This window comes from Rickettsia endosymbiont of Ceutorhynchus obstrictus (genome assembly GCF_964026565.1).
Lineage (GTDB): Bacteria > Pseudomonadota > Alphaproteobacteria > Rickettsiales > Rickettsiaceae > Rickettsia.
Genome location: NZ_OZ032162.1, coordinates 505041 through 517605, shown reverse-complemented (window position 1 = coordinate 517605; position 12565 = coordinate 505041). Strand labels below are relative to the sequence as shown.

The window sequence follows — 12565 nt, the reverse complement described above, 5'->3', positions numbered from 1 at the left end:
TCTAAATTAAATATCCATTACTAATTTAAAATTACCCTCATCGGTAGCAATAATTTTACTATCCGTATTGTAAATAATAGGATCGTTAATTTTCTCATGCCCGAATCTATTCGTTTTAAAGACCGGAATAGCTAAGTTAGATGCAAAGTTACTAAGTATAGCCATAATATCTTTATCACCAGAGCCGCAACTACCGAATATTATCGCTTTTACGTCTTTTAATAATCCCGCTTGTTTAAAATGAAGTAAAGTACGATCTATTTGGTAAGGCTTTATATTAACATCTTCCAAGAAAAGAATTTTATTAGAGGTTTTTATTTGCCAGCTTGTACCGATACTTGTTTGCACCATAGTTAAATTACCGCCGGTAAGCTTACCGGTAACAACTTTAGCTGATTTTGCCGTAGGGTTAATTGCCGATAAGCCGCTAATCGTAACTTGCTTGAGTTTGCCGGAAATTATCTGGGCTATTTTCATGAAATTATTACGATCTTTCTCAGGCTTTAATATCTCAACTATGCCGTTACCGTGAATAGTTTTCCATCCCCATTCTTGAGAAAGGAAAATATGCAGCACTGTTATATCGCTAAACCCTATAAAAAATTTTTCTTTAGCAGGTTTTGCTAATTTTTGTAAATACGGAATTATTTTTGCCGAACCGTACCCTCCGCGTAATGTCCATATTATATGATTTGAGTCGTCAAATAGTGCATCCTTTAAACATTTAAATCTTAATTCATCGCTATTGGAGTGAAAAAGCACTTTTGTATTATCAAAGCATTTATGCGGTATATTTAATTTTAACGAGCTAATATTTTTTAAAGTGGATAATTCGGTATTATCGGCACCGGAAGCCGGAGCAACAACCGTAATTGATTTATCTTTTAATAATTCAGTAAATTTTAAATTATCTTTTTGGAAATTTGTATTTGAAAATGCCGATAGTAAGAAGAATGTTATTAGAATAAGAAAAATACGCATAATATGAAAACTAATTTAATTTGTAAAATATATCTCTGATGTCATTCCCACGCAGGCGCGGCGTTGTTGGACGGCTACCGGAATCGTCATTGCGAGCGACTGGAGGCGTTGTTGCATGGCTCATAATTTACCGTATTATGGTTATTACAAGTATGGTGTCATGCCGTGGCTTGACCGGCGTTGTTGCATGGATGGTTAAAATCGCTTAAAACTTGTCATACCGTGGCTTGACCCACTACTGTACGAACGTTGAAAAAAGGCTGTGTCATGCCGTGACTTGATCACGGCATCCAGGAAAATAAAGCCATATTAGACTTATTTTAGAATCTTTTTATGATATTATAAGCTGGACTGAAGTGGTCGTAGCCACGGAATGACAGAATTTTTACCTCTTTATTTAAACGTTCGTACAGTAGTGGGCTTGACCACGGCATCCAGTCTTTTACTAAGATTTTTTCTGGATTCCCGCTTACGCGGGAATGACATACGGCACTTTTTTCGAGCCATACAACAACGCCAGAAATTCCCTAATGCCGACAGCCTGTTCCATGCACATGCGGAGGATATAACTTTAAGTATTTCTCCATTTTTTTTAGTAAATTATCGCGTTTTAATTTTGATAAATAATCAAGAAAAGTTTTGCCGTTTAAATAATCTACTTTATGCTGAATTACCGTAGCTAAAAACCCTTCGGCGTCTAGTTCCTGTTTATTTCCGTCATAATCAAGATATTTCACTTTTATCGTTTTTGAGCGAGTAATATTTGCTGCTATCCCAGGAAATGATAAAGACCTTTCCATAAAAGTTTGCTTCTCTTCGGAAAAATAAATTATTTCAGGATTGATCAAAATAATAGGCGAAGATTTATTATTTTCATGCAAATCAACTATAGCTATACGCTTTAATATACCGACCATATTAGCGCCAAGCCCGACGGCTTTTTCTATCTGCATAGTCTTAAGCATTTTATCGATGATAATACGGATATTGTCGTCTACGATATCTATATACTCCGCTTGCTTTTTAAAAATTTCGTTCGGCGCGTAAATTATTGGAAAAAAGGATAAATTTGAATTCATACGATTTATTTTATTTAAAGTGAAATTTTAGTTATAAATAGAGTATTTTTTAAAAGTGCTATCTGTCATGCCGTGGCTTGACCCACTACTGTACGAACGTTTAAATAAAGAGGTAAAAATTCTGTCATTCCGTGGCTACGACCACGGAATCCAGCTTATAATATCATAAAAAGACTCTAAAATAAGTCTAATATGGCTTTATTTTCCTGGATGCCGTGATCAAGTCACGGCATGACACAGCCTTTTTTCAACGTTCGTACAGTAGTGGGCTTGACCACGGCATCCAGTCTTTTTATTAAGGCTTTTTCCGGATACCGTGGGAGGGGCCTCGGTATAACACCATACTTGTAATAACTATAATGCGGTAAATTATGAGCCGTGCAACAATGCCGGCTTGACACCGGTCAACCATATAAAGCAATATTAATCTTATTATTTAATCACAATAGCCGATAATATATTTTCCTTATAAGGCTCTCCTGAATGGCAGGAACGCCTACAGCTTGGATATTTTAAAGGATTAGTATAGGTGTCTTCTTCTATTTTTTTAATATTTTCTACTCCCGCTTCTTGAAGTCTTGACTCTACATATTTAGGCAAATCAAACATATAATGCCCCTTTTTATCCGACTCGATAAAAAATACCGAATTATTTGGTGAGTCAGTCATAAAATCAGCGTAATATTTTGCGTCCACTTCATATGAAGCTTGAGCAATAGTAGGACCTATTACTGCGATTAATTTTTTTGCACCTTTTTCTTTCATAGAAACAACTAAATTGCTAATAATATTAGCTTTGCTACTCTTCCACCCACAATGTGCTGCACCGATAACTGCTCCGTCCTCACTTGCGAGTAGTACCGGTACGCAATCTGCCGTTTGAATAGCTAAAATTAAATTTTTTTTAGTAGTGATAGCACCATCTGCTTCAGGTTCAGAAATCTTGATATTTATATCAGCGTCAATAATTTTATTACCGTGAACCTGGCGTAAAATTAAAATATCCTCCACCGAAAAATAATTAATAATAGCTTTTTTATTTTTTTCTATTTCTGCTAAATTAGTAGATTCATTTTTTTTTACGTAAATATGGCTAGAATGCTTGTAGCTTTTGTCAAAAATTTTATAATAAACTAATCCATTTATTAGTTCTTCCATGCAAGTATCCTATAATGAATTTGTAAGTAACTTATCAAATAGTTTACAAAAAAACAATCAACTAGAGAAAATAATAGCAAAATTCCAAAAATATTATAACTTAATTCCGGTTATAGGAGCGGAAATAGAATTTTATTTAAGCTCTAATATTGATATATCTGAATTTGAAACTCTTACAAGCAAATACTTAGTACGAGCAAAAATTTTAAAAATAAAAAAAGAAAAAGGCAATAATCAATTTGAAATCGATCTTCCTCCTTCAAAAGATTTAATAAACTATATCAATGAAATATCTAATGTTAAGCTTGCTTTAGAAAATATTGCTAAAAAATTGGGAGGAAATATAAATTTTTATCCTAAACCGTTTTTAAATGATTACGGTAATAGTATGCATTTTCATATAAATTTTATTTCCGGTGATAATGTAGACAAGTGGGGATCAATTGACTATATAGTACAGCTAAATTCAGAAAGCATAAGAGCTGATGAATTTAAAGACGAGTCTGCGCAAGCAGTACCAAAGGTACGTGAGCACAGACGAGTTCTGAGAAATTCGCTTGTATCAAGCGATCGAGATGACGCTATAGCTAAAAGTTTATGCCACTATATGCTCGATACTTTTCTTATATTTATGCCTAACGAAGAGGATTATTTGCGTTTAGATAAAAATTTTATGGCACCGACTAATATATCATTCGGCGGAAATAATAGAACAGTTGCCGTGCGCATACCCGATTCTTACCCGAAACGCCTGGAGCATCGCCTCGCCTCACCTATTACCGACCCGTATATAGCAATATTTACTATTCTAAAATCTATATTATTAGGTTTTCAATATCCCGAAAATATTAATAATATTACCAAAATATACGGCAATGCTTTTGATGAACAATATAATCTAATTTCACTACCGAATTCACCTAGTGAAAGTTTTAAATTATTCAAACCGGAATTTTATGAAGAAGATTAAATGTGAAGTTTTGAGTGAGAGGAATGGGGAATCGTCATTACGAGGAGGCGTTGTTGCATGGCTCGGAATCATTAGGCGTTGTTGCATGGCTCGAATTTTCGATGTCATTCCCGCGCAAGCGGGAATCCAGAAAAAAGTATCACAAAGTCATCCTGAAATAATTTCAGGATCTTTTTTAATAGATACTGAACAAGTTCAGCATGACAAAAAAAAACCTGGATTCCCGCTTTTAGCTAGAATGACATACGGCACTTTTTTAGAGCCACGCAACAACGCTGAATCATTACAAAAAACACCGTCATTGTGAGGAGGGACAAAGTCCCGACGTGGCAATCCAGGCTATCCCGAATGTAATGAGGGATTTAATTAGAATGCCAAATTTATATAGGTAGCAAGTTTAGCATAATAAAAAGAAACTGGATTGCCACGTCGGTACTACGTACAGCTAAATTCAGAAAGATTTAGACAAGATGAATTTAATGGTGAGCCTGCGGAGCGTACTGGAGTACGTGAGCACAGGCGAATCCAGAAAAATTCGCTTGTATCAAGCTTTATGAATGACGCTGTACCTCCTCGCAATGACGAATACGTAGCAACCCCTTTCACCAATTAACGAGAATATAACTCGATTACTAAATTAACTTCAGGCTCAAAAGGATAAGGCACATCGGAAAGTACCGGTACTCGGATAAATTTTCCGGAAAACGAAGTAGCATCGAACGATAAATAGCTAGGTGCGGTCTGACCTTGCTTTGATACCGATTCCAAAACAACTGCCATTTGCTTAGTAGAATCTTTAAGCTCGACAACATCCCCTTCTTTCAATCGCATACTGGCAATATCGGCTTTCCTGCCGTTTACTTTGATATGACCGTGTGAAACTAATTGACGGGCGGCAAAAATTGTCGATACGATATTCATCCTATATACTACGGTATCAAGTCGACTTTCAAGTAGCCCGATAAAATTCTCCCCGGTATTACCTTTCATTTTTTGGGCAAGAGCAAAAATATTCCTAAATTGCTTTTCATTAATACGACCGTAATGACATTTTAGTCGTTGTTTTGCTTTTAAGTGTAAACCATAATCGGAAGTTTTAATCATGGTATTTTGCCCGTGCTGACCGGGACGATAATTTCTAGTGTTAAAGGCGTCTTTACTATCTCCCCATAGGCTAACACCCAATCTTCTACTAGCTTTATACTTAGAACTAACGATTTTTGTCACTATTGTATTCCCTTGTAATTTATAACAATATTATTTATTACAAAAAATATATACATTTCTTACATTAAAGTCAATCCTTGATTTTTATAGTCAATTGATTATATTGAAAACAAATTTTTAAAAAATCCCTATGAATTCAATAGCCCATGCAACAACACTTATTACTAAGGATAGCCATAACCGCGGTACCGTTAAAGACTATATTTCGCTTATGAAACTACGAGTCATGTCTTTGGTAATTTTTACGGGATTTTCAGGCGCGTGGCTTGCGCCCTCTTCTATCCATCCTTTTATTGCTTTTATTGCGGTGCTATGTATTGCGCTTGGTGCCGGAAGTGCCGGAACAATCAATATGTGGTATGATAGAGATATCGACCGACTAATGAAACGTACGCAAAAAAGACCGTTAGTAACTAAAGCTATAGAAGCTGACGAAGCTTTATCCTTTGGGATAATAACGGCATTTTTTTCGGTATTTTTTATGGCTTTGTGCGTTAATTTTCTTGCTGCCGCATTATTATTATTTACTATTTGCTACTATATTTTCATTTATACGATGTGGTTAAAACGCTCTACCGTGCAAAATATCGTTATCGGCGGGGTTGCCGGTGCTCTTCCTCCTATGATCGGCTGGGTTGCCGTTACTAACAAGATATCGCTTGGATCATTTATTTTATTTTTAATTATTTTTATCTGGACGCCTCCCCATTCTTGGGCCTTGGCTCTTTTCTGTAATGAAGATTATAAAAATTGTAAAGTGCCGATGATGCCGGCGGTGAAAGGTGCTTATTATACTAAAAAACAAATTCTTATTTATAGTATCGCCCTGTTTATTACTTCCCTTATGCCTTTTTTTATAAAAATGAGTAACTTTACATATCTGATAATTGCCGGCATACTGGGAATAATATTTTTATATTATTCTATTTCGTTATTTCGTGATACGTCTGATCATAAGCAAGCAAAAAGGCTTTTTGCTTACTCAATATTTTATTTATTTGCCATATTCTTAGCATTGGATTTTTGTAAAGTGTAGTAAATTGCTACAACCTTTTATGTCATTCCTGCGAAAGCAGGAATCCAGACTTTTTTTGTCATGCTGAACTTGTTTCAGCATCTTTTTTAGTAGATCCTGAAATAAATTCAGGATGACTATAATTTTTCTAGATTCCCGTTTTCACGGGAATGACAAGCGTCACTTAAAACAGCTTTTTCAAACCCTTCTGTAATAATTTATTAACCGGATCGTTAGTTTTATTATCGTTGTTCTCTTGATTATTTTCTTGCTGATTATCTTGAGCTTCCGTAGATTTCTTTTTACCGATCCCTAGCGCATTCTTAATAATATTTTCAGGCTTAACGTCACCTTTCTTTAAGTCTTTAACAACACTATTTAGGACGTTTTTAACTAAATGCGTTTGTAGAGCTTTAGCATCTAATTTATGCTGCGGGTTATTTAGAAAGCCGTATAGTTTAACACCTAAAGGCGGTAAGCTTCCTATAGTAACACTAGCATTTATATCCATCATATATTGCGGTAAATTAATTTGACCGGCAGCAGTAGCAATAGCCGGTGAAGCATCAAGCCGGCATTCGGTTAATTTGACGATACCGTTTTCAATATCGGCAGCAGCAGCTAAATTATTAAAAGCCGTTTCTCCACCGGCAAAAGAAGAATTAATTACTAGGATAATCCCGTCGGCATTTTTAACGTTATTTACCGCATCAACTATTTTATTTAAATCAAAGCCGCTTATTTTACCGTTTAAAGCATTCATACTAAATTTTCCGCCTAGGTTGCTTATATATTTATAGCTACTATTTCCACGAGAATTAAGATCGGCTTTTAGACTTAACTGTCCTTCAGTTACTTTAATTTTACCGCCTTGCGGTACGATATTTCTTAAATGAGCATTTTTTAAATCAATTTTAAAAGAAGCCTCTTGGTCTTTACTCGCTTGTACATAGCCGCTGATATTAAGCTGTCCGCCGTAAATATTAGAAGTAATCGAACTAATATTTAATTTGCCGTTTTCTATATTTAATTTTACTCTCAAACTATCTAGAACTAAAGTATCTTGAGTAAGCTTATCTATAGAAGCGGTAAGACTTCCGGTAATTGAGTTTAAAAAAGATAAATCTATTGGATTATTTGACCACGGCGCGGCGTCACCGGAAATATTTTTAGCAGCATTTTGACCGCTGACATTTACATTTGATGAACTCGTTGGAGTCGGAGCAATTATTTTATCTAAATTAACTAACTTACTCTGTAAATCTAGCGTAAAATTTGGTTTTGTGCCGCTTAAGTTAACATTGCCTTTAACTAATATGTCAGTGCTGAAAATGCCTATTTTATCATTTACTTGAAAAATATCACCGGTTTTTTGCACTTCACCGCTAATTTGCAACGATCCGACAGAGCCGGAACTGTTAACGCCAAACAAACTCATAAAAGAATCAGCATTATTAATTTTTAAGTTATGAGACACTAATATATCCTTTTGCATTTTAATCTTAATCATGCCTTGCAGATTACTATTTGCGGCAATGAAGTTGATATTTTGTAAAGTTATTTCCTGTGGATTATAAATTAAATTAGTAGTAAATGTTAATTTTTGATTGGTAACAGGCGGGAATTTAGCCGGTTTTATATTTAAAGCCGTAAGTAGCAGTTGAATCGCTTGAGCTTGCAGTTTGATATCACCGTTAAAAATAGCTGACTTATCAACATTAGAAGTTAAATCAATTACAATGTTACCGGGGTTTAAAGCTATATTTGATTTGATATTATTTTGACCGATATCGTAATTAGCCTGAGCCGTAAGCTCGATATCTTTAAAATTAAGCCTAGCATCTTTTATAACTATTTGTTTGTCATCGGCTATTAGGGAGGTTATTAACTCATAATCACCTTGCAACAAAGACGGAACGCCAAAATTCTTGCTATTACCTTTAATAGCGGCAGTAGCTATAAAGGAATTATTATCGATATCAAATTTCCCCTCGACTTTAATTTGTGTGCCGACGATATCGATAAAAGCATCTATAGGGATGATTTTTGCAAGCTCTGCTATGTTCCCTGTAATATTAATTTGTTGCCCTAAAGCGTTCACTCTCAAGGTAAAATCTATCGGACCTTTGATGCTATTGATTTTGCTTTCTAAATTTATATTATCAAATATTTTTCGCTCTTTACCTGTAATATAAGTCAATTTCCCGTTTACGATTTTGATATGCTTAATAAAAATAGGTAATTCTACAGGATTATTCTCAATGACATTATTCTCAATAATATCATTCTTGGGAGCGGCAACTTTGCTTTCTGCCTTAGTCATTTCCCAGTTTTTTCGTCCATCCGCTAATATCTCTAAATTAATAGTCGGTTCTTGTAGCTCAATACTCGCTATTTCAATTGAACCGGTAATAAGCGAGAACAGGCTAAGAGCCGCTTTAGCTTCTTTTACCTCAACTAAAGCCGGCTCTTTCGCTCCTTCTATAGATGATAATTTAACTTCTTGCAGTTGCACGGAAGGGTTTGGCAGTATCTTAAGTTTTATATCACCGTTAATTATTAGATCACGTCCCGTTGCTTCTTTAACTTTACTGATTATTACTCCTTTATAACTATTTAAAGGTATAAAAAAAGGTATGATAATTAAAGCAACAACTATAATTACAAACGTAAAAATCGAGTATTTTAAAGCTTTGGACATCTTTTATTCCTAAATATATGCATATTCTTAATTAATACAAATTTAAGGGGCTTTGTCACTCTAAATTTTATTATAGTCATGATTGATATTAATGCCGTATGTCATTCTCGCCTGCGCGGGAATGACATCGAAAATTTGAGCCATGCAACAACGCCTAAATTTAGGAAGAAATAACCTCAGGAGTGTAAACGACATAATCTTTAGTAATAATAGGAAAGAAAATTTTAGTAAAAGGCAATAATTCTATTTTTTTGTCTAGAAATTCTATTTCTATTAGATCGCCTGCGCCAAAATTAAAAATATTTTTTATTTTACCTAAAGGCTTCATTGATTGATCAAATACGGGTAAATTATTTAAATCCGTTATATAAAATTCATCTTCTTCTAACTCCGGCAAAACCTCTCTTAAACAAAATAATTTATAGCCTTTTAGACTTGCCGCCTCTTCCCTATTTGATATTTTATTAAATTTACAAATTAAATTCCCTTGAGAATTTTGATTAATTAATTTAATATTAATATCTTCGCCCGATTTATTTACTAATTTCATTTCGGCAATGTTTGCCGCGGGATAAGTAAAAGATTTTATAATAACATTTCCTTGCACACCGTGAGACGATGTTATTACACCAACTAAAATTAAATTTTGCGATAAAGTCATTAATTTGCCTTTGAATTCTAATAGTTATAGGTAATAATATTTAAAAAGCTTTTATAAACTACATAACATGATAAAAAAAATAATTGCCTTTACTATAATTAGCGTTGCGTTATTAATATTTATAATATTTAGCGCTTCATTTCTTATTAATTATAATTCTATAGACAAAAATTTTGTTGCTCATTTTGGTATTACTGCCCCGAATATCAAGAAAGTAACAGTAAATAAATTTCCTTTTCCTTATTTAATTATTGAATCAATAACCGAAGAAGGGAAAATAGAATTAGAAAAAATAGAAGTTCATTTTTCATTTTGGTCGTTCTTAAGCTTCAAGCCTAAAATTAACCGCCTTAATATATTAGATGCTAAAATCTATTCAAATGACAATAAATTAAATATTTACGATCATGAACAATTAATAAATATTTTTCTGAATTCTAACTTAAAAGATATAAAGCTCAATATTACTAATTTAAATATTATTAATAAGCAAGATTATTCTATTTTGAATTTTACTAATTGTTCCTTAGGACAAGAAAATAATTTATCGTCCAACATTTTATTTAAAGCAAACCATAATATAGGAGAAATTTCGGGTTCTGTTAAGCAAAATAATGACCTTATAGATTTCAATCTAAATATTAATAATAGTAATTATAGCCTTAAGATATCGGAAGCTTATAAAAATTCTAAACTAGGAACTAAATTAGAAAAGGGGACCGGCGAATATCAAATAAAAAATTTAGCCGCTTTTCTGTACAGTATTTTACCGGAGTTAAATCATATTTTTAGCAAATTTAAACAAACTGAACCTATAAATATTAAATTTAATATTTTAGCGGCAGAAGATATATTGCAATTAAAAGATATAACGATAAATTCGTCTTTTGTTTTAGGAAACGGGGTAATGGATATCGGTAAAAATAATAAAGTTCCGAACCTCATTACCTTACATTTTCCTAAAATAGATATAAATTCTCTTCTTACTTCAAATACTTCCGATCAATTTAATAGCATTCCTTCTAATTTGAGATTTATTTTTGCCGATAAATTATTAAAAACCGACATTACAATTGATGAAATAGTTTTAAGTAATAATGAGTCGTTAGATAAAATAATCTTTTCTTCTAACTTAACGGAAGGAATTTTAAAAGTAGAAGAGTTTTCAGGTAGCATTAGGACGGGAGGACAATTTAAGCTTACGGGAGACGTAACACAAAATTCGGTAAGAAGTATGTTTGACGGCAAGATTTCCTTAACTCACAATGATTTAAACTCTCTATTAGATATGTTAGGGTTTAGCAGCGCGACCGTGAAAGAAACCATCCCCTTTGTATTGTCCTCAGATTTAAAATTAACTTTAATAGATTTATATTTAAGAAATTTCTTATTGAAAACCGATAATCTTAATGTAACGGGTGATTTATCTACTAAATTTATAGCGTCTATTCCGCATGTGAATGCCACCCTTAATTTTTCTTTGCTGGATTTTACTAAACAAACTTACCCTATAATTTCACCGATTATCGGATTTATTGAAGACTTAACGAAAGATATGAAAAATTCAGATTATCTAAATAAATTTATCCCGATCAGAACATTAAATTGTTTGGCTAATTTAGATTTTACTATAGATAATATAAATTTTGCCGATAATTCATTTGAAAAAGTAAATTTATTAGCCAATATCTCACCGGCTCATCTCAAAATTAATAATTTAGATATTCGAGCAGGTAATAATTATTTATCGACTAGTTGGGATTTAGAAGCGTCGAATTTCAAGCCTATATTAACCGCGGAAATAAAAGACGGAGTTTTTGAAGCTAATTTTTTATCTCCCGCATCACTGCTTGCTTTAAGAAATAAGCTGTTTAACGAATATAGCATCGATAAAATTTCTTTAAAAATTTACGGAAAACTAACCAAATTATCTCAAAATGATTTAATAATAGAAAATCTTAAATTTTACATAGAAAATGACGATAATTTATTCAAAATTAATAATATAGAAGCAAATATGTTGGCAGGTAAACTTCAAGGAACAGGGAATATTTTACTAGACTCTAATTCTATCAACTTTGTTTATGCCCTTAATACGATTGATTTAACAGGATTATCGACTATTATACCTAAAATATTCCTCTCTTTAAACGGTCAAGCTAGTATAAACGGCAATTTTTCAACTAGCGGCAATACATTAAAAAATCAATTATATAACCTTACTACGGAGTCGCAATTTGCAATAAATAATATAAAAGTTAATAATTTTTCTATTGATTCTTTTATAGAAAAAATTAACTCACAAAATTACAATCCACAAAATCTTGACTATGATTTAAAAACTATATCATATGGGCAAAATACAATTAGCACTATAAAAGGCGATATTAAGCTAGAAAAAGGTATAGCTCTCTTAAAGAATATAACTTTTAACACCCAATATAGTTCCGGCGGAGCGTCTATGGCCATAAATATATATAATTTTGATACGAATTTATCTTCTATTTTATCTTTTTATGTTCCGCGTATAACCTCTGATCTAAACGATCAAAACGCAAACGACCCAAATAATAAGGATATTCTGACAAATCTTAATATAAAACTTCAAGGAAATATTTTTAGTCCAAAACAAACTATTGATAGTAGCGAGTTAAAAAAATTATTTCAGATATCAGAAATTCCGGTAAAAAATCCTGCCGCTAACCCTTAAATTAAGGTATAATATATTGCCGTGAAATGAAGAGTTAAAATACGGAGTATATATTTGAAAAAT

General features: G+C 32.8%; 12 protein-coding genes. 6 read left to right on the top strand and 6 right to left on the bottom strand.

Translation table 11 applies throughout. From position 1 onward, the window contains the following. Positions 1 to 6 precede the first annotated feature (6 nt). On the bottom strand, positions 7 to 981 hold the full coding sequence (locus AAGD64_RS03050) for an LD-carboxypeptidase (RefSeq protein ID WP_341793820.1): 975 nt from the start codon (positions 979 to 981) through the stop codon (positions 7 to 9). Between the two features lie 38 nt (positions 982 to 1019). On the opposite strand from AAGD64_RS03050, the gene AAGD64_RS03045 reads away from it, so the two are divergent. Continuing rightward, positions 1020 to 1190 (top strand): hypothetical protein, encoded by a 171-nt coding sequence (locus AAGD64_RS03045; RefSeq protein WP_341793819.1) that lies wholly within the window; start codon positions 1020 to 1022, stop codon positions 1188 to 1190. 318 nt (positions 1191 to 1508) lie between these two features. Here AAGD64_RS03045 and def read toward each other — a convergent pair whose 3' ends face one another. Together def and pgeF are read right to left on the bottom strand one after the other, a co-directional pair. Beyond that, positions 1509 to 2060, bottom strand: coding sequence for a peptide deformylase (gene def / locus AAGD64_RS03040; RefSeq protein WP_341793818.1), 552 nt, complete (start codon positions 2058 to 2060; stop codon positions 1509 to 1511). 432 nt (positions 2061 to 2492) lie between these two features. After that, positions 2493 to 3218 carry a peptidoglycan editing factor PgeF gene (gene pgeF, locus AAGD64_RS03035; RefSeq protein ID WP_341793817.1) on the bottom strand — a complete coding sequence of 242 codons (726 nt, stop codon included), beginning with the start codon at positions 3216 to 3218 and terminating at the stop codon, positions 2493 to 2495. Between pgeF and AAGD64_RS03030 the strand changes: the two genes are divergently transcribed. The 3 genes from AAGD64_RS03030 (at position 3217) to AAGD64_RS03020 (ending at position 4801) form a co-directional block, all read left to right on the top strand. Then, positions 3217 to 4188 carry a palindromic element RPE3 domain-containing protein gene (locus AAGD64_RS03030; RefSeq protein WP_341793816.1) on the top strand — a complete coding sequence of 324 codons (972 nt, stop codon included), beginning with the start codon at positions 3217 to 3219 and terminating at the stop codon, positions 4186 to 4188. The genes pgeF and AAGD64_RS03030 overlap by 2 nt on opposite strands. 85 nt (positions 4189 to 4273) lie before the next feature. Then, a complete protein-coding gene (locus AAGD64_RS03025) occupies positions 4274 to 4495 on the top strand; it encodes a hypothetical protein (protein ID WP_341793815.1) in 222 nt (73 codons plus the stop codon). A gap of 114 nt (positions 4496 to 4609) precedes the next feature. Next, positions 4610 to 4801 carry a palindromic element RPE3 domain-containing protein gene (locus AAGD64_RS03020; protein WP_341793814.1) on the top strand — a complete coding sequence of 64 codons (192 nt, stop codon included), beginning with the start codon at positions 4610 to 4612 and terminating at the stop codon, positions 4799 to 4801. Here AAGD64_RS03020 and rpsD read toward each other — a convergent pair. Beyond that, complete coding sequence (gene rpsD / locus AAGD64_RS03015; RefSeq protein ID WP_253307917.1) at positions 4798 to 5415, bottom strand: 30S ribosomal protein S4; 618 nt, start codon at positions 5413 to 5415, stop codon at positions 4798 to 4800. The two genes, AAGD64_RS03020 and rpsD, sit on opposite strands and share 4 nt — an antisense overlap. A 130-nt stretch (positions 5416 to 5545) precedes the next feature. On the opposite strand from rpsD, the gene cyoE reads away from it, so the two are divergent. Then, a complete protein-coding gene (gene cyoE, locus AAGD64_RS03010; protein ID WP_341793813.1) occupies positions 5546 to 6451 on the top strand; it encodes a heme o synthase in 906 nt (301 codons plus the stop codon). A 163-nt stretch (positions 6452 to 6614) separates the two neighbouring features. Here the strand turns inward: cyoE and AAGD64_RS03005 are convergent, their stop codons facing one another. Continuing rightward, on the bottom strand, positions 6615 to 9131 hold the full coding sequence (locus AAGD64_RS03005; protein ID WP_341793812.1) for an AsmA family protein: 2517 nt from the start codon (positions 9129 to 9131) through the stop codon (positions 6615 to 6617). A gap of 160 nt (positions 9132 to 9291) precedes the next feature. Next, positions 9292 to 9792 (bottom strand): ribosome maturation factor RimM, encoded by a 501-nt coding sequence (rimM, locus tag AAGD64_RS03000; protein WP_341793811.1) that lies wholly within the window; start codon positions 9790 to 9792, stop codon positions 9292 to 9294. A 67-nt stretch (positions 9793 to 9859) separates the two neighbouring features. Between rimM and AAGD64_RS02995 the strand changes: the two genes are divergently transcribed. Continuing rightward, a complete protein-coding gene (locus AAGD64_RS02995) occupies positions 9860 to 12502 on the top strand; it encodes an AsmA-like C-terminal region-containing protein (protein ID WP_341793810.1) in 2643 nt (880 codons plus the stop codon). Positions 12503 to 12565 lie beyond the last annotated feature (63 nt).

Bases quoted from the DNA above. Each gene is read 5' to 3' on its own strand.
- AAGD64_RS03050 (WP_341793820.1), bottom strand. From the start codon at position 981: ATGCGTATTTTTCTTATTCTAATAACATTCTTCTTACTATCGGCATTT.
- AAGD64_RS03045 (WP_341793819.1), top strand. From the start codon at position 1,020: ATGTCATTCCCACGCAGGCGCGGCGTTGTTGGACGGCTACCGGAATCG.
- def (WP_341793818.1), bottom strand. From the start codon at position 2,060: ATGAATTCAAATTTATCCTTTTTTCCAATAATTTACGCGCCGAACGAA.
- AAGD64_RS03030 (WP_341793816.1), top strand. From the start codon at position 3,217: ATGCAAGTATCCTATAATGAATTTGTAAGTAACTTATCAAATAGTTTA.
- pgeF (WP_341793817.1), bottom strand. From the start codon at position 3,218: ATGGAAGAACTAATAAATGGATTAGTTTATTATAAAATTTTTGACAAA.
- AAGD64_RS03025 (WP_341793815.1), top strand. From the start codon at position 4,274: ATGGCTCGAATTTTCGATGTCATTCCCGCGCAAGCGGGAATCCAGAAA.
- cyoE (WP_341793813.1), top strand. From the start codon at position 5,546: ATGAATTCAATAGCCCATGCAACAACACTTATTACTAAGGATAGCCAT.
- AAGD64_RS03005 (WP_341793812.1), bottom strand. From the start codon at position 9,131: ATGTCCAAAGCTTTAAAATACTCGATTTTTACGTTTGTAATTATAGTT.
- rimM (WP_341793811.1), bottom strand. From the start codon at position 9,792: ATGACTTTATCGCAAAATTTAATTTTAGTTGGTGTAATAACATCGTCT.
- AAGD64_RS02995 (WP_341793810.1), top strand. From the start codon at position 9,860: ATGATAAAAAAAATAATTGCCTTTACTATAATTAGCGTTGCGTTATTA.